Below are 23478 nucleotides of genomic sequence, written 5' to 3' on the forward strand. Positions count from 1 at the left end.
ATAAATATGAGTTTAACCTCTGTTAGTGAATATTTGCTAACATCAAACGATCTTAATCATCAACATTTGCAAGATATTTTAGCATCACTTGCAGAGCGACATTTAGATTATGCCGATCTCTATTTTCAGTCGAGTTGTCATGAAGCATGGGGATTGGAAGACGGTATTATAAAAAGAGGATCCTACAATATTGATCAGGGTGTAGGTATTCGCGCTATTCGTGATGATAAAACCGGGTTTGCTTATGCTGATCAGATCACTTTACAGGCATTACAGCAAAGCGCTAATGCAGCACGAAGCATTGTAAATCAAGGTGGACAAGGCAAAGTATCTCTAATTAATCAGGTCGATTTTAAACATTTATACTCTGCGATTGATCCTCTGCAAACAATGAGTCCTGAAGAGAAAATAGCCTTGCTGCGGCGTGTTGATCAAATTGCTAGAGCCGAAGATCCTCGCGTGCAAGAGGTTGATGTAACGCTATCTGCCGTTTATGAACATATTCTTATCGTTGCAACAGATGGCACTTTGGCGGCTGATATTCGCCCACTAGTACGTTTATCTGTCAGTGTGCTAGTCGAACATGATGGCAAGCGTGAGCGTGCGGCTAGTGGCGGCGGTGGTCGTTATGGTTACCAGTATTTTCTTGAAACAGTTCAGGGTGAGGCTCGGGCGGAATATTATGCCCGCGAGGCTGTACGCATAGCATTGGTTAATCTTGCTGCAATTGCTGCGCCAGCAGGAACAATGCCTGTGGTGCTAGGTGCTGGCTGGCCAGGTGTCTTACTACACGAGGCAGTCGGCCATGGTCTTGAAGGCGATTTTAATCGTCGTGGAACATCCATCTTTAGTGGCAAAATCGGTCAACAAGTTGCTTCACCACTTTGTACCGTAGTTGATGATGCGACGCTAGTCGGGCGTAGAGGATCTTTAGCCATTGATGATGAGGGGGTGCCAGGTCAATATAATGTTTTGATTGAAAATGGTATTTTAAAAGGTTATATGCAAGACAAAATGAATGCACGTTTGATGGGGGTTTTGCCAACTGGCAATGGTCGCCGTGAATCTTATGCGCATTTGCCGATGCCTCGGATGACAAATACCTATATGTTAGCGGGACAGTCAACTCCTGAAGAGATAATAGCCAGTGTAGAGCGTGGAATTTATGCACCTAATTTTGCTGGTGGACAAGTTGATATTACCTCAGGCAAATTTGTGTTTTCCACTGCGGAAGCCTATTTGATCGAAAAAGGGAAGATCACGCAGCCGATAAAAGGAGCAACATTAATCGGTGCGGGGAAAGAAGCAATGCAGCAGATTTCCATGGTTGGCAACGATCTCAAACTTGATAGTGGGATAGGTGTTTGTGGCAAAGAAGGGCAAAGTATTCCTGTTGGTGTTGGCCAACCAACATTAAAGCTCGATAGTATGACGGTTGGTGGAACAACATAATAAAATTTTTGGATTATTGGATGAATAAAAAAATTGTTATCTCGGTAATATTAGCCATATTAATAGGGGCAGGTGTTTACTTTAAATGGAATAGTCTGCAGCAGGCAAAAGTTATCGGCCAAGCGGAAAGGCCAACAGCTGTGCACAATATTGACCAGTTAACAGCACAGCAAAATGTGGTTAATTATCTACGGCAATATCATAGATTACCTGACTTTTATATTACGAAAAGAAAAGCGCAACAAAATGGCTGGAGCCCAAGAGAAGGTAATTTATGTCAGGTTGTGCCGGGTAAAGCGATTGGTGGCGATAGATACAATAATCGAGAAAAATTACTACCTTTTGCGCCAGATCGCCAATGGTATGAAGCTGATATCAATTATCACTGTGGTCATCGAGGTAGTGATCGACTGCTTTACTCATCAGATGGATTGATTTATGTAACTTTAGATCATTATAAAACCTTTTCAAGAGTGAATTAAATGATGCATTGTGTTGAGTTTGATTTTCGTGAAATAGACAATCTGGCTGATTTCTATCAAAAAGCGATATTGGTTTTTGAATTGCCAAAATGGTTTGGCCAAAATTTGGATGCCCTGTGGGATGTGTTGACTGGGGAAATTGCTTTACCGGTAGAGGTTATTTTTTCTCATATAAATCAACATCAGTTAACAAAATTTGCTGAAGTAATAACGGTTTTTAGAGAAGCGGAACACACATTGGGAGGGCAATTAATATTTCATTGCCGAGCCTCCCAGTCTGATCCAGTCTAGGCGCTTTCAGATAGTGTTTTTAGGTACTGAAAGAGTTGGCGATAAGCTTTAGCCGGTTTATTTGTCTCTCTTTCTTTTTTGCAATTACGAATTAATGTACGTAGCTGTTGACGATCGGCTAAGGGAAATAAACCTATTACATCTTCAATCGCATTATCGCTATTTTCTAGTAATTGATTACGTAAAGCCTCAAGCTTATGTAATATAGCGATTTGTTGATTGTGCCGATTTTTCAGCTTATCCAACGCATCATAAATAGGTTGAGGATCTTGCGCTCTGAGTAATTTACCAATAAATTGTAACTGGCGTCGTCGTCCTTCACGCTTAATTTTTTGCGCTAATTCAACGGCTGCTAGTAGTTCATCATCAAGGGGGATTCGTTCTAGTTCATGTTTACTAAGTTCAACCAGTTCAGCTCCCAGCTTTTTTAGCGCTTCGGCATCACGCTTGATTTCGCTTTTACTGACCCAGATGATTTCATCCTTATCGATATTATCGGCGTTATCATCGAACCAGTTATTGGGCTGTTTTGCCATCGCGGCTTTCCTCTTAGTAAAACGCAGAATTATTTTATTTTAGAATAATCTGTCGTCTGGTATGTTAACATCTTATCTCTATTGTAACTGGGAAAATAGATTTAATGCTATAGAGGATTTATTTTCTGCTGCAGATAGGTATTGGTTGAGTTGATTTTATTTTCTATATTTGGATGATATCAATGAGTTTGACTGAACAGGTTTTATTACAACGTAAACAATTAGAAGAAACAGTTGCATATGCATTATCTTACGCTACAGCCCATTGTGATGCAGCTGAAGTGGCTATTAATAAATCAACAGGTATCAGTGTAAGTACCCGTTTTGGTGAAACTGAAAATATTGAGTTTAATAGTGATGGTGCGCTCGGCATCACGGTTTATCATAAGCGACGTAAAGGCAGCGCGTCATCGACTAACTTACATCCGGAAGCCATTAAGCGTACGGTGCAAGCCGCTATTGATATTGCCCAGTATACTTCAGAAGACCCCTTTGCTGGTTTAGCAGACGCTGAACTTTTGGCTTATCAATCGCCTGATTTAAAACTCTTTTATCCCTTTGATATTGATACCGAAAAGGCAATCAAATTGGCAAGTGAAGCGGAAATATCTGCTTTAAATGCGGATAAGAGGATTAAAAATACCGAAGGAGGAAGCTTTAATAGTCATTATGGTATCAGAGTGTTTGGTAATACTCACGGAATGTTACAGAGCTATTGCTCCAGCCGCCATTCAATGTCAAGTTGTGTGATTGCGCAGGAGAATGATGGGATGGAGCGAGATTATGCTTATACCATTGCCCGCCGCTTAGAGGATTTACAATCACCGCAATGGGTTGGACAGGAGGCCGCTCGCCGAACTGTAGCCCGGCTTTCGCCGCGTAAATTATCAACGATGAAAACACCGGTCATTTTTGCTGCTGAGGTCGCAACTGGTTTGTTTGCTCACCTGGTTGGTGCGATTAGTGGTACCAGTATTTATCGAAGATCCTCTTTTTTATTAGACAGCCTGGGTAAGCAAATTTTTCCTGCTTGGTTAACCATTCAAGAAAATCCTCATCAAATTGGGGGGCTTGCGTCATCTCCTTTTGATAGTGAAGGAGTTAATACCACTCAACGTAATATTATTGAGCAAGGAATATTACAAACTTGGTTATTGACCACTTATTCAGCACGTAAGCTTAGCTTGCAGAGTACTGGTCATGCTGGTGGTATCCATAATTGGCATATTGCCGGCCAAGGATTAGATTTTGCTGCTTTATTAAAAGAAATGGGGACAGGATTGGTTGTCACTGAATTGATGGGGCAGGGAGTGAGTATGGTAACGGGGGATTATTCTCGAGGAGCGGCCGGATTTTGGGTCGAAAACGGAGTAATACAATATCCTGTCAGTGAAATTACTATTGCCGGTAATTTAAAACAGATGTGGGCTAATATTGTAACAATAGCCAACGATATCGAAACGCGTAGTAATATTCAATGTGGTTCGGTTTTATTGTCAGAAATGCATGTAGCTGGGCAGTAAACCAATTATTGCTAATAAATTGCTAATGAAGAATGCGAAAATGGGCAAAAACTAGCCGATTAAGGTAACGTGCATCTTATCGCAACAGCCAACATTGGCCGCACGATAGAGACAGCTATTTTGTTGCCGTTAGCTCACTAGCATTTAAGTTGTGGCAAAATGACATTAGCTGCAATTTGCCTCAACGTTTTAATATTAGCTTTTTAAGAAATGGAGTTAGCTGATAGAGCTTAACAGTAATGAAAGGTGATTTTGCTGACGAATAATGTCGATATCATGACATTTCGATAGAAAATTGATTAGTCATCTTCAAGTTTGTGCTGAAAAAGTTGAATAATTGCTGCCAATGCCTGTTCTTCATCTGGACCCGTTACTTCAAGATCGATATAACTACCTTGCTCTGAATCTAGCATCAACATCGCTATGACACTATCTGCTTGAGCTTCAATATTATGGCAGTTACGCAAGAGTACCGTAGATTCAAACTGTTGGATCAGTTCACAAAGCATTATTGCTGGCCTGGCATGCATACCCTGCTGGTTTTTTATAATAATGCGATGATAAACGGTCATGATTTTCTTTTTTCCAACGTTCGATGACGCGACTGAACATTTTTTCCTCTTGAACGAAAATAATCAGCCAATTGTTCGGCAACATAAACTGAACGGTGTTTACCTCCGGTACAACCGATAGCAATCGTCAAATAGCTACGATTGTTCGATTCTAACATGGGTAACCATAATTCAAGATAACTACGTGTTTGATAAATAAAATTATGCACTTCTGTATGTCGGTCAAGAAAGGCGGCAACAGGACGATCGAGACCTGTCATAGGACGTAATTTGGGATCCCAGTGTGGATTAGGTAAAAAACGTACATCAAAGACATAATCTGCATCGATCGGAATACCATGTTTGAAGCCAAAGGATTCGAATACCATAGTCAATTCACGTTCTCGCTTACCTAATAAACGAGCTCTTAGCATTTCAGCCAGTTCATGCACTGACATTTCAGAGGTATCGATGACTAAATCAGCTCGTGAACGCAAGGGTTCTAATAAATCATTTTCCTCATCAATCGCATTTTCTAATGATAACTTTTTGCTGGAGAGTGGGTGTAGCCGGCGTGTATCGCTATATCTTCGGATCAGAGTGTTACGATCTGCATCAAGAAAAAGTAATTGCGGGGAAAAATTAGCCGGTAGATTTTTTAACGCTTTTTCGAAAATTGCCGGATCGGCAGGCATATTACGAACATCAATACTCACAGCAGCTGAAGTTTGTCGTTCAGCCAGTGTATTGGCTAATTCTGGTAGTAAAATAACGGGCAGATTATCAACACAATAAAAACCCATATCCTCCAGTGCTCGTAGAGCAACAGATTTACCTGAACCAGAGCGGCCACTGACTATCATCAGCACCATGAGTAATACTCCTTAAGTTTGTTCACAATAAAAAATCATTATTTTTGGCATAGATTTTTTAAAACCGTTATTCAGTAATGATTTGATAGAGTTCTTCATTACTTTGCGCAGCCCTTAAACGACGACATAAGTTTTTGTCAGCCAACCGTTTGGCAATTAAAGAGAGCGTATGTAAATGGGTTTTACATTGCTCTGAAGGTACTAATAATGCAAACAGCAAATCAACAGACTGATTATCAATAGCATCAAAAGCAATAGGTTCATCCAAATGAAGAAATACACCCACTGCGTCGGATGAATTACTGTCATTTAATTTGCCATGAGGTATTGCAATACCCCCACCAATACCGGTTGTGCCGACTTTTTCACGGGTTAGTAAAGAGTCAAAAACAATATTTTCAGGCACATTTAGTTCAATAGCAGCAACTTCACTGATAATCTCTAGTGCTCGTTTTTTACTCGTACAATGTACATTATTTAGTGTACATGATGGTGTTAATACCGAGCTTAATGATAATTTTTTTTCACTATTCATTGGATTTATTCACTTTGGGCAATTATACCAGATATCCATAATCAATATCTGGTATGAACGATACTAGCATCAATAATCTATATTTAGTGTCATATGCCCTTGTTGTTTAATAACACAAATTAATGTTGTTTCAATTTTTCTTTATATTTAGTAAGCTGGCGTGCCATTTTTTCTACCATGGCATCAATAGCAGCATACATATCATCTTCTTGAGCAGAAGCATGGAGTTCCGCTCCATTCACTTTCGCCGTTGCTTCAGCAATTTGATTAAATTTCTGTACTTTTAAAATTACATGAAGACCATTGATATGGTCAAAGTATTGTTCGAATTTTGAACATTTTTCTTCAACGGTTTGGCGTAATGCTTCGGTAATTTTAATATTTTGTCCAGTAATTTGAAATTCCATAGTATCTTCCTTCTCAGTTAATTCAAATCAGTTTTTTACGCTGATTAGAGGGTGGAATGGATAGAGACTCTCGATATTTAGCAACTGTACGACGAGCAATTTGAATACCCTGTTCTGCTAGTATGCTCGTTAATTTATTATCACTCAAGGGTTTTACAGGGTTCTCTGCCGCAATGAGTTTTTTTACTAGCGCGCGTATAGCAATAGAAGACGCTTCTCCTCCTGTATCAGTGTTAACATGGCTAGAAAAAAAGTATTTCAGTTCAAAAATACCTCTTGGGCTATAAAGGTATTTTTGTGATGTAACACGGGAAATCGTCGATTCGTGCATATCAACCTGATAAGCAATATCCGCTAGTACCATAGGTTTCATATGCTCTTCACCATATTCAAAAAATTCTTGCTGATTTTCAACAATACATTGGGCAACTTTTAATAAAGTTTCATTACGACTTTCTAAACTTTTTATTAACCATTTCGCCTCTTGTAAGTTGTTACGGATGAATTGGTTATCTTCTTCATTATTAGAGTATTTGCCTAGAGAAGCATAATGTTGATTGATTTTTAAGCGTGGAATGTTTTCAGTATTAAGGGCTACTTGCCAGTCATTATCTATTTTACGAACTAGAGCGTCTGGGACAATATATTGTGGTTCTTTAGTTTGAATGATTTGTCCAGGTTTAGGATCTAATCGTTGGATCATAGCGATAACTTCTTTCAAAGCCGTTTCTTTTAATTTAGTTTTCCGGCTAAGTTGCCGAAAATCACGATTGCCAAGTAATTCTAAATGGTCGTTAATTATTAGTTTAGCTTCTTTTAGAAAAGGAGTCTCGTTAGGTAACGCTGATAACTGAATAAGTAAGCAGTCTTGTAAATTTTTTGCTGCAACGCCAATCGGATCAAAGTGTTGGATCCGTTTTAATACAATTTCTACTTCTTCCAGGGTAATATCGCTTAGCGCTAAACCGGTATAAATATCTTCAATAGTGGTGCTAAAATAGCCGGAATCGTCGATAGCATCAATAATGGCGGTAGCAATTGCTGCATCTATTTCAGTAAAGGGGGTTAACGATGCTTGCCAGGATAAATAATCTTGCAATGTTTGTAACGTTTCCCCTTGGTAGAGGGTAAAATCATTGTCGCTAAAATTATTGGTTAGCTTTGAATGACTATCTGAAATATAAATTTCTTCCCAGTTAGTATCTAAAGGCAATTCGTTAGGCATCTCATTTTGTTCAATTGCTTCAAAACTATCTAGTGCCGCTGGCTCGTTATCATTAATATCTGATGTTTCGATTTCTTGGTAGAGGTCATCTTGTTCAAGTAAAGGATTGGTTTCAAGTGCTTGCTGAATTTCTTGTTGAAGTTCTAATGTTGAAAGTTGCAACAAACGAATAGCTTGTTGTAGCTGTGGTGTCATCGCCAACTGCTGACTGAGTCGGAGTTGCAAACTCTGTTTCATAAAATTGGCTTAACCTCTTGGGAATAACATAATAAAAAATTTACAACTTTAATGAGTCACGGTTAGAGGCGGAAACCTTCTCCCAAATAGACGCGTTTGACTTGCTCATTTTCTAAAATCGCTTTAGGGGTTCCATGAGCGATAAGATGACCTTGACTGACAATATAAGCGCGTTCACAAACATCTAATGTTTCTCTGACATTATGATCGGTTATTAACACGCCTAAACCATAATCTCTCAAGTGTTGGATTATTTTTTTTATATCTAATACGGAAATCGGATCAACACCAGCAAAAGGTTCATCTAAGAGAATAAATTTAGGATTAGCCGCCAATGCCCGTGCTATTTCCACTCGGCGGCGCTCCCCACCAGAAAGTGATTGACCGAGATTATTTCTTAAATGAGTAATACTAAATTCTTCCATCAATTCTTCGGCGCGTTGTTGTTTTTCTTCAGATGTTAAATCTTTACGAATTTCTAATACTGCCATCAGATTATCGTAAACATTTAGCCGACGAAATATTGAGGCTTCTTGTGGTAAATAGCCTATTCCTCTACGAGCCCGTTCATGCAGCGGTAGCAAACTGATATCTTCATCGTCAATAGTAATTTTTCCAATATCACGAGGAACGATACCAACTACCATATAAAAGGTTGTCGTTTTACCTGCACCGTTTGGCCCTAGTAAACCAACGATTTCACCTGAACTGACTTCTAGGCTAACATCTTCGACAACCTTACGGTTTTTGTATGTTTTTGCCAACTGTTTCGCAGTTAATTTAGCCATTTTTATTATTTACTCTTACTATCATTTGTGTTTTTCACACCAGGGCCTTTTTCTTGTAATTGGGAAGGTAACAATATGGTTGTTACTCGTTTCCCTTTATCGCTAAACGCTTCCATTTGTTGGGTTGGGACTAAATAGGTAATTTTGTCACCTTTAATATTACTATCTAGTTGTTCAAGATAAGCATTACCCGTTAAAATAACCAGCTCTTTTTCCATTTCATAACGCATTTTATCGCTGTGGCCTTTGATTGGTTTACCATCATCTTGTAATTGATAAAAGGTCGCTGGCGTACCATAGGCTTCGACAACCATTTTTTTAGCATCGCCGTTTGGACGAGTAACAACGACTTTATCAGCTCGAACATCTATAGAACCTTGTTTTATGACAACATTTTCTGTAAATGTAGTAATATTCTTTTCTAAATCAAGTGACTGTTTGACTGAATCAATCTGAATGGGTTGTTGAGAGTCACTTTTCAGCGCCATTGCTGGCAAGCTTAATATAAATATTGAGCTAGTAAGTGCTATATTAAGGAAAATCTTTTTTGCCAATATCATTTTAGTGGTTTCCTTCGGGAGCGGTCTGCTTATTTGGGATTTCGTAATAGGTCTTAACATCTTCAATTAACTCTGCGGTATGGGTTCGCATATTACCGCGCATTTTCATACCCACTGATCGTAAACCGATACCAATTACCGTGACTTTATCATTGGATGAAACATCCTGGGTAATTAGGTTAACGATGGCATTTTCTGTCAAAATTTTTTGTAAATCTGAAGTTGGATTTAAGCTATTTACTTGAACATTACCATATAAATAGAGCATGTTGTCATTTGTTAATTTAGCTTTATTGGCTCGTATGGCCCAAGTTGGGATACTCTTTGGGTCGTAGGTTGTTAATACTGGATTAATGAACCAAGTGATTTTATTGCTGGAAAAGTGGTGTGTCTCATCCGTTATCAACTTATAAGCCAATTTACCCATTGGATCATAGACATGGGTAACGGCATTGCCAGTTTGATAATTTGGTTGACTGTTATCAATCATAGCAGGCGTTTTTGATTGATTAAAATCAGCTAAGTTCCAGCCAATAAGTGCTAAAACAATCAGTGTTAATATAATGTTAAGACAAAACTTAAATTTGCTCATGTTGTTTCATTTTTGCCTATATTGATAAACCGTGGGCATTTTCTATCTTGTCTTGAGCAAGCAGGATAAGATCACATATTTCACGTACCGCACCTTTGCCTCCTGCTTGATATGTAACATAATGCGCTTTACTTAACAACATTGGATGCGCGTCAGCTACGGCAACCGAAAGCCCTATCTGGGACATGACAGGCCAGTCAATTAAATCATCACCAATATAAGCAATTTGTTGAGGTTGGAGTTTTAATCGGGTCATCAGGTCATTATAAGCTAAATTTTTTTCACTTTGCCCTTGGTAAAGATAATTGATACCGAGCGTTTTGGCACGATTTTCCAATAATTTGGCTTTTCGCCCGGTAATAATGGCAACTTCAATCGCTGAGGTTAGTAAACAACGAATACCGTAACCATCCTTTACATTGAATGCTTTTAGCTCTTCACCATTATTTCCCATATAAACTAAGCCATCTGTCATAACACCATCAACATCGCAAATGAGTAATTTTATCAGACGTGCTTTTTCAACAATATGCTGTTCTACTGGGCCATAACAAGTTGTTATTTTATTGTGATCATTCATGTATTATTTCCAATAATTATATGATGCCAGCTTGCAGAAGATCATGCAGATGAATAACACCCACAAGTTTATCTGCTTTTGCTACCAGTAATGAAGTAATATGGTGGTGTTGCATCAAATTTAAGGCGTCAATCGCTAGCATATCAGGTTTTACTCTAATACCCCCAGTTGTCATTACATCGGCAATTTTGGCATTATTTAAGTCAATATTCATTGCAAAGACACGTCGTAAGTCACCATCAGTGAAAATACCTTCAATCTGCATATCTTCGTTACAAATCACCACCATGCCAAGTTTTTTGTGCGTAATTTCCACTAATGCTTGCTGTAATGTTGCTTGTTTCGGGACATTAGGAATATTTTTCCCTGTGTGCATTAAGTCACTCACTCTTAATAAAAGTTTACGTCCTAATGTGCCACCGGGATGAGAGAGTGCAAAATCTTCAGCAGTAAAACCACGAGCTTCAAGTAAAGCGACAGCAATGGCATCTCCCATAACGAGCATCGCAGTTGTGCTTGTTGTTGGCGCTAGACCTAATGGGCAAGCTTCTTGTGGCACCTTGATACAAAGGTGAATATCTGCCGCTTTGCCCATGCTACTTGCAGGGTTTTTTGTCATGCAAATTAGCGCAATGTGTTGGCGTTTTAACACCGGAATGAGTGCTAATATTTCATTTGACTCACCGGAGTTAGAAATAGCTAGAACAATATCTTTACTGCTAATCATGCCTAAGTCACCATGACTAGCTTCTCCTGGATGGACAAAAAATGCAGGTGTTCCAGTACTGGCTAATGTGGCTGCAATTTTACGGCCAATATGGCCTGATTTTCCCATCCCCATAATTACCACTTTGCCAGCACATGTGAAAATCAGCTCACAAGCTTGGTTAAAATCATCATTAATATATTGCTCCAGATTGGCAAGTCCACTACGTTCAATTTCCAATACCTTTTTTGCTGTTTTTTGAAAATCAATTTCCGACATTTTTATTTACCAATTTGATATAAGTAATTTAATTATATGGGTTAATAGCTCTTTGGTAAGGCTGTTTTTTCATATCATTCGTTTTATATTACAGCCAACATTGTATTATCCGTACATCATATTATTAAAAAAATAGCATTTTTCACTATGATGACATTTGAGAATTTGTTTATTGTGACCATGTAATGAGCAAAAGTAAAATTGGCAATAATATTGATAGCGAATATATGGTAGTTTTTAGGTAATATGTTCCATACTGAGTAAATATACTTAAATGATAGTTAGACAGAAAGGCTATTATCGTCATGAAGAAGTCTGTAGATAATATCATAGAAATCAAAGATATGTCTTTTATTCGGGGTCAACGGCCGATTTTTACCGATATGAGCTTGACGATCCCCAGGGGAAAAATTACGGCAATTATGGGGCCATCAGGTATTGGAAAAACAACTTTGCTACGTTTGATTGGTGGACAATTACGGCCAGATAAGGGAGAAATTTGGTTTGATGGTGTTAATATTCCAACACTATCAAGCACAGAACTTTATGCCGCTCGAAAGAAAATGAGTATGTTGTTTCAGTCTGGTGCCTTGTTTACTGATATGAATGTTTTTGACAATGTTGCTTTTCCTTTACGTGAACATACTGTTTTAGCAGCAGAAATTATTCAAACAGTTGTTACGATGAAGCTAGAAGCTGTTGGACTCAGAGGCGCAGCCAATCTTATGCCAGCTGAATTATCAGGCGGTATGGCAAGACGAGCCGCGTTAGCACGGGCTATTGCCCTTGACCCACAATTAATTCTATTTGATGAGCCTTTTGTTGGGCAAGATCCGATAACCATGGGGGTTTTGGTTAAACTTATTGATGAACTTAATCAGGCATTAGGTATTACTTGCGTTATTGTTTCTCACGATGTACCAGAAGTGTTAAGTATAGCGGATAAAGCTTATATTGTTGCAGAGCAACATGTCATTGCTGAAGGTACAGCGAAAGAATTGCAACAAAATAAGGATGCGCGGGTTAGGCAATTTCTTGATGGTATAGCAGATGGTCCAGTACCATTTAAGTTTCCGGCAGGAAATTATGCAGCAGATTTATTAGGGTAATGGGATGATACTAATTGATACACTAGCAGCATTAGGCCGTCGTTCATTGGCTGTGGTGGCGACATTTGGCCGTGCAGGCTATTTGTTATTTCGGGCTTTATTTGGTAGACCTGAATTTGCAAAACAATGGCCATTATTAATAAAACAGCTCTACAATGTAGGAGTCTTATCTTTATTAATTATTGCTGTATCGGGATTATTCATTGGCATGGTACTTGGTTTACAAGGATATTTAGTCTTGACCATGTTTAGTGCTGAGTCCAGTCTTGGCATGATGGTAGCCCTTTCTTTATTAAGGGAATTAGGGCCGGTAGTGACAGCGCTTTTATTTGCTGGCAGAGCGGGTTCTGCATTAACAGCAGAAATAGGACTCATGAAAGCCACAGAGCAGCTCTCAAGTTTGGAAATGATGGCAGTTGATCCTCTACGCCGAGTGATTGCGCCGCGTTTTTGGGCTGGGCTAATTAGTATGCCATTACTGGCATTGATTTTTGTCGCAGTGGGCATATTAGGAGGTGCACTAGTTGGTGTCGATTGGAAAGGAATTGATGAGGGCTTTTTTTGGTCATCGATGCAATCTGCTATTGAGTGGAAAAAGGATATTCTCAACTGTTTTATTAAAAGTGTGGTATTTGCTTTTACGGTCAGTTGGATCGCTTTATTTAATGGTTATGATGCAATCCCAACATCGGAAGGGATCAGTCGCGCAACAACCAGAACTGTTGTACATTCGTCATTAGCTGTGTTGGGTTTAGATTTTGTGCTTACTGCACTGATGTTTGGGAATTAATTCATGCAAAGTAAGAAAAGTGAAATTCTAGTTGGACTATTTGTTTTGATTGCATTAGCTGCGATTGTCTTTTTGTGTTTAAAAGTTGCAGATATTAAATCATTTGGAAATCAACCGACTTATAAAGTTACAGCTTCTTTTACCAATGTAGGTGGATTGAAAGTCAATTCACCGGTAAAGATAGGTGGTGTGGTGGTTGGCCGAATAGTCGATATTATGTTGGATAAGAAAACTTATACTCCACGTGTTACCTTAGCGATTTTTAGTCAATATGACAATATTCCTGATACCAGCTCATTATCAATACTCACCGCTGGATTATTAGGTGAACAGTTTTTAGCACTGAATGTGGGTTTTTATGATCCAGATATGGGCGTTACCTTTCTTAAAGAAGGTGGACGCATTGAAGATACGAAATCGGCCATAATATTGGAAGATTTAATTGGGCAATTATTATATAGAAGTGGCGATCCTAATCGTTCAAATAGGGCAAGCTCAGTTTCCGGCAATAACGAAAAATCTTCCGCGACACCATAATGAATAATCTAATATGACGAGAAGGAACCTATTTTATGCTTAAACGTTTCTTAATAGTGGCTTTATTAGTGGTTGCTCCGTTTGCGATGGCGATAGATCAAACCAACCCATATAAACTGATGCAAGAAGCCGCCGCTAGAACTTTTACACGCTTAAAAAATGAGCAACCAATGATCCGGCAAAATCCAGATTACTTACGCAGGGTTGTTCGTGAAGAACTTATGCCTTATGTCCAAATTAAATATGCTGGCGCATTAGTCTTAGGATCTTATTATAGTAGTGCAACGCCTTCACAACGGGATGCTTATTTTCAAGCAATTGAAGCCTATTTGGAACAGGCTTATGGCCAGGCTTTGGCAATGTATCATGGTCAACAATATCAAATTGCGCCTGAACAACCACTAGGTGATAGGAATGTAGTTGCTATTCGGGTAACGATTACCGATCCACAGGGGCGACCTCCTGTGCGTCTTGATTTTCAATGGCGTAAAAACAGTAAAACAGGCTATTGGCAAGCTTATGATATGATTACTGAAGGCGTCAGTTTAATTACCACTAAACAAAATGAGTGGGCTAATATTTTACGTACCAAAGGTATTGACGGCTTGACGCAAGAATTGCTCAGTAGCGCAAAAAATCCGATCACCTTGGAAAATAAAAAATCATGAAACCCATATTAACCTGGGAGCAGAATGGTAATACGTTGATTTTAAATGGTGAGCTTGATCGTGATACTTTGCCTGCTTTTTGGCAACAGAGAAATCAGTTACTAAAAGGTATCAATGCAATTAATGTTTCCCAGTTATCTCATATCGATTCTACCGGACTTGCTATGTTTGTTAGGTTAAAGTCAGAACAGCGGTCAGAGAATAAATTGGTATTTGAAGGTATTAGTGAACGTTTTAATACGCTTATCAGGCTTTATAAACTTGAGAGTTTTATAAACTAATCAGGTTATAAATTTTAAAACTAGCTTATATATAAAGCAGTCGCTCTTGCGCATTTTTTATGCCAAGGGCGTTTGCTTGATTTGCAGTAGATAATAGATCGATTAGGATAGATACATTATCTTTTAATGTTAGAATTGAGTTTAATTATGGATACAAATGAAATAAAGCAAGTATTAATAGAACAATTGAAACTTGATGAAGTGATCGTCAATGGCGATGGTAGCCATTTTCAAATAATTGCTGTTGGTGAAATGTTTAATGGCATGAGTCGGATTAAGCAGCAGCAAGTGATTTATGCGCCGCTAATGGAATATATTGCAGATAATCGGATTCATGCATTATCAATTAAAGCTTATACCCCTGCAGAATGGACAAGAGATCGTAAGCTCAATGGTTTTTAAGACTATACTTCTGCATTAATAATATAAATATTACTCATAGAGAATTTCTTGATGGATAAGTTTCGATTAAAAGGACCAACTCGTTTGATGGGAGAGGTCTCGATTTCTGGTGCAAAAAATGCAGCACTACCGATATTGTTTGCATCATTATTGGCAGAAGAACCCGTTGAATTACAAAATGTGCCAAAGTTAAAAGATATTGATACAACAATTGAATTACTTAATCAGTTAGGTACCAAAGTTGAACGTAATGGTGCTATTTTTGTGGATGCACGTGGTATTAATAAATTTTGTGCTCCTTATGAATTAGTCAAGACGATGCGTGCATCTATTTGGGCTTTGGCACCATTAGTTGCTCGTTTCGGTCAAGGTCAGGTGTCTTTACCGGGAGGATGTGCGATTGGTGCACGTCCAGTAGATTTGCATATTGCTGGACTTGAGCAACTTGGCGCAAAAATTACTTTAGACGAAGGTTATGTTAAAGCCTCGGTTGAGGGTCGTTTGCAAGGCGCCAATATTGTTATGGATAAGGTTAGTGTTGGCGCCACTGTGTCTATAATGACGGCTGCAACCCTAGCAGAGGGAAAAACCGTCATTGAAAACGCCGCTCGTGAACCTGAAGTTGAAGACACAGCTAACTTTTTAAATTCATTGGGAGCAAAAATTACGGGTGCGGGCACCGACAGCATTATTATTGACAGTGTAGCGCGCTTAGGTGGTGGTATTTATCGAATTTTACCTGATCGCATTGAAACAGGAACTTTCCTTGTTGCCGCTGCTATCTCTGGTGGAAAAGTTATTTGCCGCAATACTAAACCGGCTACATTGGATGCAGTATTAGCTAAATTACGGGAAGCGGGGGCAGAGATTGAAATTGGTGAGGACTGGATCCAACTGGATATGCATGGTAAGCGACCAAAAGCAGTGACTATCAGAACAGAGCCGCATCCTGGCTTTCCAACAGATATGCAGGCGCAATTTAGCTTACTTAATTTGGTGGCTGAAGGTGTTAGTACAATAACGGAAACTATTTTTGAAAATCGTTTTATGCATATCCCAGAGTTGATCCGTATGGGAGCCCATGCGGAAATAGAAGGAAATACCGTTGTTTGTCATGGTGTTAAACAACTTATGGGTGCTCAAGTAATGGCTACGGATTTGCGGGCATCAGCTAGTTTAGTGCTGGCAGGCTGTGTCGCGAAAGGAAAAACAATTGTTGATCGGATTTATCATATCGATCGTGGATATGAAAGAATAGAAGAGAAACTACGTAGTTTAGGGGCAAATATAGAGCGTATTAGCGCAGATAAAAAATAACCCACTATTGTACAAAGGTAAAAATCAGTAGCTTAGTTAGATTACTGGTTCTTACTTATTGTAGTAATGATTTTCCTTCATTGTATTCTTCGATTTTAACGTGAACAGTGATTGTTTTGTCGTTGCGTAGTAGTACGATTGGGACGATACTGCCAGGATTAATTTCAGCGACTTGATCCATGGTTTCAGCAGCGGAGATAACCGGCTGGCCATTAACAGAAATAATAATATCACCGACTTGAATACCAGCATTTTCTGCTGGACCATTTGGCGCAACCTGGAAAATTCGTAACCCTTTAATTTGATTAATATCGTTATTGTTAGAGCGAATACGAGGTAAGTCCCGCGCAGTGATACCGATAAAGCCGCGGATCACCTGTCCATCGCGAATAAGTTTTTCCATAATTTTAGCTGCTAATTCAGTTGGAATAGCAAAACCTAGCCCTTCAGGTGTAAAACCATTTTCTGAATGATCGAATGAGAGGGTATTAATACCCATTAATTCGCCTTCAGTATTAATTAGTGCTCCGCCCGAATTTCCATGATTAATAGATGCATCTGTTTGTAGAAAATTCTGTCGGCGGGTGGGGCTTAGTCCTACACGTCCGGTGGCGCTAATAATGCCTTGTGTTACCGTTTGTCCTAAATTATAGGGATTACCGATGGCTAACACGATATCACCAACGTGTGCTTTACGATGTGGATTAATCGGTATCACGGGAAGATTTTCGGCGTCTATTTTTAAAACAGCCAGGTCTGTTAAGCTATCTGAGCCAACAATTAACGCGTCAAAAATTAACCCATCAGGTAGTGCAATCTGAATTTGATCTGCATTATTAACGACATGTCTATTAGTAATAATATAACCATTACTACTCATAATGACACCAGAGCCTAGTGCGGTTAATTCGCGTCCATTCTGGGAAAAACTACCGGTACCGCTGCTATAAACATAGACTACTGCCGGTGCTGCTCTACGTACCGCTTTACTAAAACTAATAGGTTGATCATCTTTTTTACCGTCAAGGAGATCAGTGAGTCCTTTTGGGCGAATAGATGGAATTGTCACTAGCAAAATAGCAGCGATAACAAGCCCTACAATAACGGCACGAAAAAGCTTGATGAACATAGTAAGTATTCTGTAATAAGCGAACGAGATAATAAAATAGCAGGATACCATAAATAAAAACAGGTACGGTAGTTAATTGTACCTGTTTGTTGGATGATTAATTGAATATATTATTACCACGAAGTAATAAGATGATATTTTGATCACCACGTAAAATATTTAATGCTAAAGCGGTAGGCTTAGTTTCAATAATTTTACGAAGTTGATTAATATTTTCTATCCGTTGTTCGTTGGCATTAACAATAAGATCACCTTTTGCCAAACCAAGCATTGCTGCAGGTGAATTAGGCGAAACGCTATCGACCTTGACACCTTTTGTACCCCTAATTGTACTATTGCTTAAAGTGGCACCCATCAGAGAAGTAGTTAAAACTTCGGCCTTTGTACTACTGGTTTCACTATCTTCTAAGACAACGTTTACTTCCATCGGCTTGCCTTTACGCAGTAGTCCGATAGTAATCTGTTTACCAATTTCACTGGTGCCAATTTTAGCTCTCAACTCGGCAAAACTATTGATATATTTGTTATTAATTGAAACCAAAACATCACCAGGTTTAATGCCTGCTTTAGCTGCGGCAGAATTTGGGATTACTTCACTGACAAATGCCCCTTTCTGTGCATCAATATTCAAGGCTTTTGCTACATCAGAGGTCATTTCTGTGCCTTTGATCCCCAATAATCCACGTTTTACTTCACCATGTTTGATAATTTGATCGCTAAGGGATTTAGCCATATTGGATGGAATGGCAAAGCCAATACCAATATTACCCCCGCCAGGTGCTAAAATAGCGGTATTAATACCAATAAGCTCACCATTTAGATTAACCAATGCGCCACCTGAGTTACCTCTATTAATAGAAGCGTCAGTTTGAATAAAATTTTCCAAACCTTCTACATTTAAACCACTGCGACCCAATGCAGAAATAATACCGGATGTTGCCGTTTGACCCAAGCCAAAAGGGTTACCAACAGCAACAGCAAAATCGCCAACCCGCAGTTTATCGGAGTCAGCTATTTTTATCGCTATTAAGTTCAATTTTTTTAGATTTGCTGTGCTCGAATCTTTGATTTGTAACAAGGCGATATCTGTTTGAGGATCACGGCCAATAAGTTTAACATCAATTTCTTTGCCATCATTAAGCTGAATTTGAATATTATCAGCATTATCGATGACATGGTTATTAGTTAGGATATAACCTTTTTCAGCATCAATAATGACCCCGGAACCTAATCCTTCAAAAGGGCGAATACTCTGTTGCTGTGAAGGGAAATTGGGCCCAAAAAAGAATTTAAATTCTTCGGGTAACTGTTGATTTTGAACACGTGTTCCAGATACACGAATACTAACTACGGCAGGAAGTACTTTTTCTAGCATAGGGGCTAGGCTAGGTAATTCTTGACCAGATGATAAAGTAACTGGTGGCATTGATGCAGAATAACTTACTGCAGGTATACTTATGAGTGAAAGACTGATACTCATAGCTAATATAGTTAAAAAATGTTTCTCTTTTTTCATCATGAATTCAATTCTCTTACATACCTAATTTATTTTAAGGTAATTTGCTTCCTGGATAGAAAAGGCCTCAGCAGGTCTAAGACTATAAATTATGCAAAAAAGTTCAGCCAACCGATAGTGGTAATTGTATTTTTACATGTATTTACATGATATTAATTTTTTATAACAAAATGGATCTATCAGGCGGATGCACTACCATCAAAATTAGGTAACGATGCAATTTTATTAATATAGGTAACCTAATTTACCTTTTTTTTTCTTTCATTGAGCGAAATAAGCCAGAAGAGCCTTCAGAGTAGTCTTTGGGCGGTAAATTAACGGGAGCTTGATCATTATCTAATTCTGATTCAGTCAAACGGTAGTTAAAAGGGTTGTTTTGTATTGGCATATCAGGCATGAGGTCATGAGAACTTTTCGCCATATGCTGATAGAGTTGCCGATAATCTTGCGCCATGTTATCGAGTAATTCTGCACTACGCGCAAAATGGCTGACTAATTCTTTACGATATTCTTCCAATTCATGGTTTTTCTTTTCAAGTTCGGCTTGCAAAGCTTGTTGGTTACGTAGCTTGGTATTGCCAAAGCGAACTACTAGTGCACCAATAATGAAACCTACAATTAGACCGATTAGTGCATATTCCCAAGTCATGGTGACTCCTTCATTAACAAAACAACATTTATTTTCATAGAAATAAATTCACATTATAGCAGTCACTATACCTGTTAAAAGGAGATAAGTGAAAGCAGGAAAAGTTGTTGCTAATGATTTCATATTATTCTGAGGTATTAAAGTAAGAAAAATTATCGATATAATGTTTATGATAGGTTTCATTGGCCAATAAAATTATGACCTTTTAAGGAGTATCACGTTAATGGCATTGCTGACTCCCACTAAACTTTACCATCAGTTTTTGGCTACCGGTGATTATCAATTTGATGAGGTGCAAAGCACAACGATAGCACGTTTAGATATTATTCATCATCAGCTACTAAACAGAACATCCCAATTATCATTGAGAAATAAAATTGGTCAATTATTTGTTAAGAAATCATATAAGAATTGTGCGCCTATCCACGGATTATATATGTGGGGTGGTGTTGGCCGAGGAAAAACCTGGCTGATGGATCTCTTTTATCAGAGTTTACCAGATGGCAGAAAATTACGCTTACATTTCCATCGCTTCATGTGGCGAGTACAGAATGAAATGATTGAGTTACAAGGTCAGCAAGATCCATTAGAAATTATCGCCGAGAGATTTAAAAAACAGACTGATGTTTTATGCTTTGATGAATTTTTTGTCTCTGATATCACTGATGCAATGATTTTGTCAACGTTATTAAAAGCTTTATTTGCCAGAGGAATCTGTTTAATAGCAACTTCTAATATTCCACCCGATGAACTCTATCGAAATGGATTGCAACGAACACGTTTTCTACCTGCTATCGAACAAATTAAAAAATACTGTGACATTATAAATGTTGATGCAGGTATTGATTATCGTTTACGTACCTTGAAACAAGCGGATCTTTATCTTACGCCAATTGATGAAGAGAGCTGCAATAGGATGGATGAGATATTTATTAAATTAGCGGGTAAACCTGGAGATAAATTCCCTATCCTTGAGATTAATCATCGTACTATGCCGGCAATTTGTACCGCAGAAGGTATTTTATCAATTGAATTTAAAGCATTATGTGAAGATGCACGTAGTCAAAATGACTATATCATTTTAGCGAAAGATTATCATACTGTATTACTGTATAATGTTTCGATGATGTCCGAAATCCATGAAGATGTAGCTAGGCGTTTTGTTGCTCTAATTGATGAATTTTATGAGCGAAAAGTTAAGTTGATTATAAATGCCGAGGTTGCAATGGATAAACTTTACCAAGGACATTTATTACGTTTTGAATATCAACGTTGTTTATCAAGATTGCAGGAAATGCAGAGTGAGGAGTACCTAAAATTACCTCATCTAGCTTGATTAGCGAGTAATAATACAATAAATTACTGAGAAAATTTATTTTTGGGTCGATTTTTGGCAAAAACTTCTCTATAATCTCGCCACCCCACGTTACAGCAAGTTTTTTATTTCCCAAAAATCTTGCATTAATGTCAGTTTGACTACTCGAAGGGGTAGGATTCACTGGACACAACTAGCGTGAACATGCTGAAGTATTTATATAAAATATGAGTGTTCGCCAACATGTAACTTATATATGGGTAAGCTTTAATGAAAACTTTTACAGCTAAACCAGAAACCGTAAAACGCGACTGGTACGTTGTTGATGCAGATGGAAAAACTTTAGGCCGTCTTGCAACTGAAATTGCTCGTCGTTTACGCGGCAAGCATAAAGCGGAATATACTCCGCATGTCGATACTGGTGATTACATCATTGTTGTTAATGCAGAAAAAGTTGCTGTTACTGGTAACAAGCGTGAAGACAAAATCTACTATCGCCATACTGGTTATATCGGTGGTATCAAACAAGCGACCTTCGAAGAAATGATTGCCCGTCACCCTGAACGTGTAATTGAAATTGCGGTTAAAGGTATGCTACCCAAAGGACCTCTTGGTCGTGCGATGTACCGTAAAATGAAAGTTTATGCGGGTAGTGATCACAACCACGCGGCACAGCAGCCGCAAATTCTTGACATTTAATCGGGATGGATATAGGCAATGGCTGAAAATCAATACTACGGCACTGGTCGCCGCAAAAGCTCTTCCGCACGTGTCTTTATTAAGCCAGGTAGCGGTAATATTACTATCAATCAACGCAGCCTTGAGGAGTATTTTGGCCGCGAAACGGCGCGAATGGTTGTTCGTCAACCGTTAGAATTGGTCGATATGTTACAAAAACTGGATTTATACATTACCGTTAAAGGTGGTGGTATTTCTGGTCAAGCAGGTGCAATCCGTCATGGTATTACACGTGCATTGATGGGATATGACGAGACATTACGTTCTGAACTACGTAAAGCTGGGTTTGTTACTCGTGATGCGCGTTCTGTTGAGCGTAAGAAAGTGGGGCTGCGTAAGGCACGTCGTCGTCCACAATACTCTAAACGTTAATTTCTTGTTTTTGCAACAAATTATTAACATAAAGCCCGCCTTTAGGCGGGTTTTTCGTATATTATAAATTTATATTATCTTGCCATTCTTAATTTAATTTTTTTTATTATTATTTTTTTCAATAAAAAATTGTTCTAATTTTGTACATTTATCATAAAATCTTGTCAAACTTTCCCCCATATTGACCAAAATCTGATAGACTATAGGTCATTAATTTCTTATCTATTTCTCACCAAATTTGGTGGAAATGACATGTGTTAATTGCAGTTCAATGAATCAATGAAAAGATGCCTGTTAACTGAATGAATTGGTTTACAAGCGTTTTAAACATGTGAGAATGGCCTTATTGTTATATTATGGCTGTTTGTTCTTTTTTAATAAAACTTGGAGGTTTTCATGGCTGTCGCTGCCAACAAACGTTCGGTAATGACACTGTTTTCCGGCCCGACCGACATATTTAGCCATCAAGTGCGGATCGTATTGGCAGAAAAGGGCGTGAGCGTTGAGATTGAGAATGTTGAAGCAGGTAATTTGCCTCAAGATTTAATTGATCTAAATCCTTACCAAACAGTACCAACGCTGGTCGATAGAGAATTAACATTGTATGATTCCCGCGTTGTTATGGAATATCTTGATGAACGCTTTCCGCATCCACCATTGATGCCGGTTTATCCAGTGGCTCGTGGTAGTAGTCGTTTGATGATGCATCGGATAGATAAAGATTGGTATTCTTTGATGTATAAGATTGAAAATAAAGATCCTCAAGCAGATGCTGCCCGTAAGCAGTTAAGAGAGGAATTGATATCAATCTCGCCAATTTTTAAAGAGATGCCGTTTTTTATGAGTGAAGAATTTAGTCTGGTTGATTGCTATTTAGCTCCCCTTTTGTGGCGTTTACCTTTTTGGAATATCGACATCCCCAAAGGAAAAGAAACAGAGGGCATTCGTTCTTATATGGAACGTGTATTTGAACGAGACTCTTTCCTTGCTTCACTAACTGAAGCTGAACGTGAGATGCGTTTATCTACCACAGGTTAAT

Annotated in this window: 29 protein-coding genes; 15 read left to right on the forward strand and 14 right to left on the reverse strand. The window is 38.5% G+C overall.

Translation table 11 applies throughout. The features are described 5' to 3' along the window. The first annotated feature begins 6 nt into the window (after positions 1–6). The 3 genes from tldD to H1X92_RS06560 are packed head-to-tail and all read left to right on the forward strand — an operon-like array spanning position 7 to position 2225. Positions 7–1452 carry a metalloprotease TldD gene (gene tldD / locus H1X92_RS06550; protein ID WP_180559390.1) on the forward strand — a complete coding sequence of 482 codons (1446 nt, stop codon included), beginning with the start codon at positions 7–9 and terminating at the stop codon, positions 1450–1452. A gap of 20 nt (positions 1453–1472) precedes the next feature. Then, positions 1473–1934, forward strand: a complete 462-nt coding sequence (locus tag H1X92_RS06555; RefSeq protein WP_180559391.1) for a ribonuclease domain-containing protein — start codon at positions 1473–1475, stop codon at positions 1932–1934. Then, positions 1935–2225 carry a barstar family protein gene (locus H1X92_RS06560; protein ID WP_225506170.1) on the forward strand — a complete coding sequence of 97 codons (291 nt, stop codon included), beginning with the start codon at positions 1935–1937 and terminating at the stop codon, positions 2223–2225. Here the strand turns inward: H1X92_RS06560 and yjgA are convergent. Further along, complete coding sequence (gene yjgA / locus H1X92_RS06565; RefSeq protein ID WP_180559392.1) at positions 2222–2761, reverse strand: ribosome biogenesis factor YjgA; 540 nt, start codon at positions 2759–2761, stop codon at positions 2222–2224. The genes H1X92_RS06560 and yjgA overlap by 4 nt on opposite strands. 182 nt (positions 2762–2943) lie before the next feature. On the opposite strand from yjgA, the gene pmbA reads away from it, so the two are divergent. Further along, entirely contained in the window at positions 2944–4284 is a 1341-nt protein-coding gene (pmbA, locus tag H1X92_RS06570; RefSeq protein ID WP_180559393.1) for a metalloprotease PmbA, read from the forward strand. A 299-nt stretch (positions 4285–4583) separates the two neighbouring features. On the opposite strand, the gene npr is transcribed toward pmbA, so the two are convergent. The 10 genes from npr to kdsD form a co-directional block, all read right to left on the reverse strand. Then, complete coding sequence (gene npr / locus H1X92_RS06575; protein ID WP_180559394.1) at positions 4584–4856, reverse strand: PTS phosphocarrier protein NPr; 273 nt, start codon at positions 4854–4856, stop codon at positions 4584–4586. Next, positions 4853–5707 carry an RNase adapter RapZ gene (gene rapZ / locus H1X92_RS06580; RefSeq protein WP_180559395.1) on the reverse strand — a complete coding sequence of 285 codons (855 nt, stop codon included), beginning with the start codon at positions 5705–5707 and terminating at the stop codon, positions 4853–4855. The genes npr and rapZ overlap by 4 nt, the downstream gene beginning before the upstream one ends. A gap of 67 nt (positions 5708–5774) precedes the next feature. Further along, positions 5775–6242, reverse strand: coding sequence for a PTS IIA-like nitrogen regulatory protein PtsN (ptsN, locus tag H1X92_RS06585; RefSeq protein WP_180559396.1), 468 nt, complete (start codon positions 6240–6242; stop codon positions 5775–5777). Between the two features lie 119 nt (positions 6243–6361). Beyond that, positions 6362–6649, reverse strand: coding sequence for a ribosome hibernation promoting factor (gene hpf, locus H1X92_RS06590; RefSeq protein ID WP_180559397.1), 288 nt, complete (start codon positions 6647–6649; stop codon positions 6362–6364). A gap of 22 nt (positions 6650–6671) precedes the next feature. Beyond that, entirely contained in the window at positions 6672–8111 is a 1440-nt protein-coding gene (gene rpoN, locus H1X92_RS06595; RefSeq protein ID WP_180559398.1) for an RNA polymerase factor sigma-54, read from the reverse strand. Between the two features lie 62 nt (positions 8112–8173). Next, positions 8174–8899, reverse strand: a complete 726-nt coding sequence (gene lptB / locus H1X92_RS06600) for an LPS export ABC transporter ATP-binding protein (protein WP_180559399.1) — start codon at positions 8897–8899, stop codon at positions 8174–8176. Between the two features lie 5 nt (positions 8900–8904). Beyond that, positions 8905–9459, reverse strand: a complete 555-nt coding sequence (gene lptA, locus H1X92_RS06605; RefSeq protein ID WP_180559400.1) for a lipopolysaccharide ABC transporter substrate-binding protein LptA — start codon at positions 9457–9459, stop codon at positions 8905–8907. Between the two features lies 1 nt (position 9460). After that, positions 9461–10051: an LPS export ABC transporter periplasmic protein LptC gene (gene lptC / locus H1X92_RS06610; protein WP_180559401.1), complete on the reverse strand. Its 591-nt coding sequence runs from the start codon at positions 10049–10051 to the stop codon at positions 9461–9463. Positions 10052–10067: 16 nt separating this feature from the next. Next, positions 10068–10631: a 3-deoxy-manno-octulosonate-8-phosphatase KdsC gene (gene kdsC / locus H1X92_RS06615; protein ID WP_180559402.1), complete on the reverse strand. Its 564-nt coding sequence runs from the start codon at positions 10629–10631 to the stop codon at positions 10068–10070. Between the two features lie 16 nt (positions 10632–10647). Continuing rightward, entirely contained in the window at positions 10648–11616 is a 969-nt protein-coding gene (gene kdsD / locus H1X92_RS06620; RefSeq protein ID WP_180559403.1) for an arabinose-5-phosphate isomerase KdsD, read from the reverse strand. Between the two features lie 305 nt (positions 11617–11921). On the opposite strand from kdsD, the gene mlaF reads away from it, so the two are divergent. The 7 genes from mlaF (at position 11922) to murA (ending at position 16720) form a co-directional block, all read left to right on the forward strand. Further along, positions 11922–12725, forward strand: a complete 804-nt coding sequence (gene mlaF / locus H1X92_RS06625) for a phospholipid ABC transporter ATP-binding protein MlaF (RefSeq protein WP_180559404.1) — start codon at positions 11922–11924, stop codon at positions 12723–12725. A 7-nt stretch (positions 12726–12732) separates the two neighbouring features. After that, complete coding sequence (gene mlaE, locus H1X92_RS06630; RefSeq protein WP_180559534.1) at positions 12733–13515, forward strand: lipid asymmetry maintenance ABC transporter permease subunit MlaE; 783 nt, start codon at positions 12733–12735, stop codon at positions 13513–13515. A gap of 3 nt (positions 13516–13518) precedes the next feature. Beyond that, on the forward strand, positions 13519–14052 hold the full coding sequence (gene mlaD, locus H1X92_RS06635) for an outer membrane lipid asymmetry maintenance protein MlaD (protein ID WP_180559405.1): 534 nt from the start codon (positions 13519–13521) through the stop codon (positions 14050–14052). A gap of 35 nt (positions 14053–14087) precedes the next feature. Then, a complete protein-coding gene (mlaC, locus tag H1X92_RS06640) occupies positions 14088–14720 on the forward strand; it encodes a phospholipid-binding protein MlaC (RefSeq protein WP_180559406.1) in 633 nt (210 codons plus the stop codon). Continuing rightward, a complete protein-coding gene (mlaB, locus tag H1X92_RS06645; protein WP_180559407.1) occupies positions 14717–15001 on the forward strand; it encodes a lipid asymmetry maintenance protein MlaB in 285 nt (94 codons plus the stop codon). Before mlaC ends, mlaB begins: the two co-directional genes overlap by 4 nt. Before the next feature lie 147 nt (positions 15002–15148). After that, complete coding sequence (ibaG, locus tag H1X92_RS06650; RefSeq protein WP_180559408.1) at positions 15149–15403, forward strand: BolA family iron metabolism protein IbaG; 255 nt, start codon at positions 15149–15151, stop codon at positions 15401–15403. A 51-nt stretch (positions 15404–15454) separates the two neighbouring features. Continuing rightward, positions 15455–16720 carry a UDP-N-acetylglucosamine 1-carboxyvinyltransferase gene (gene murA / locus H1X92_RS06655; protein ID WP_180559409.1) on the forward strand — a complete coding sequence of 422 codons (1266 nt, stop codon included), beginning with the start codon at positions 15455–15457 and terminating at the stop codon, positions 16718–16720. A gap of 55 nt (positions 16721–16775) precedes the next feature. Here the strand turns inward: murA and degS are convergent, their stop codons facing one another. The 3 genes from degS to zapG all read right to left on the reverse strand — a co-directional run bounded on the left by degS (position 16776) and on the right by zapG (position 20014). Then, positions 16776–17849 (reverse strand): outer membrane-stress sensor serine endopeptidase DegS, encoded by a 1074-nt coding sequence (gene degS, locus H1X92_RS06660; protein ID WP_180559410.1) that lies wholly within the window; start codon positions 17847–17849, stop codon positions 16776–16778. 97 nt (positions 17850–17946) lie between these two features. Then, positions 17947–19365, reverse strand: coding sequence for a Do family serine endopeptidase (locus H1X92_RS06665; RefSeq protein WP_180559535.1), 1419 nt, complete (start codon positions 19363–19365; stop codon positions 17947–17949). 244 nt (positions 19366–19609) lie between these two features. Then, entirely contained in the window at positions 19610–20014 is a 405-nt protein-coding gene (gene zapG, locus H1X92_RS06670; RefSeq protein WP_180559411.1) for a Z-ring associated protein ZapG, read from the reverse strand. A gap of 223 nt (positions 20015–20237) precedes the next feature. Between zapG and zapE the strand changes: the two genes are divergently transcribed. The 4 genes from zapE to sspA all read left to right on the forward strand — a co-directional run bounded on the left by zapE (position 20238) and on the right by sspA (position 23477). Further along, positions 20238–21350, forward strand: a complete 1113-nt coding sequence (zapE, locus tag H1X92_RS06675; protein WP_180559412.1) for a cell division protein ZapE — start codon at positions 20238–20240, stop codon at positions 21348–21350. A 249-nt stretch (positions 21351–21599) separates the two neighbouring features. Continuing rightward, on the forward strand, positions 21600–22028 hold the full coding sequence (gene rplM, locus H1X92_RS06680; protein ID WP_180559413.1) for a 50S ribosomal protein L13: 429 nt from the start codon (positions 21600–21602) through the stop codon (positions 22026–22028). An 18-nt stretch (positions 22029–22046) separates the two neighbouring features. Next, positions 22047–22439, forward strand: a complete 393-nt coding sequence (gene rpsI, locus H1X92_RS06685) for a 30S ribosomal protein S9 (protein WP_026821376.1) — start codon at positions 22047–22049, stop codon at positions 22437–22439. Between the two features lie 396 nt (positions 22440–22835). Further along, positions 22836–23477 (forward strand): stringent starvation protein SspA, encoded by a 642-nt coding sequence (sspA, locus tag H1X92_RS06690; protein ID WP_180559414.1) that lies wholly within the window; start codon positions 22836–22838, stop codon positions 23475–23477. The last annotated feature ends 1 nt before the right edge of the window (position 23478 follow it).

It is taken from the genome of Arsenophonus endosymbiont of Apis mellifera, assembly GCF_903968575.1.
Taxonomy (GTDB): domain Bacteria; phylum Pseudomonadota; class Gammaproteobacteria; order Enterobacterales; family Enterobacteriaceae; genus Arsenophonus; species Arsenophonus apicola.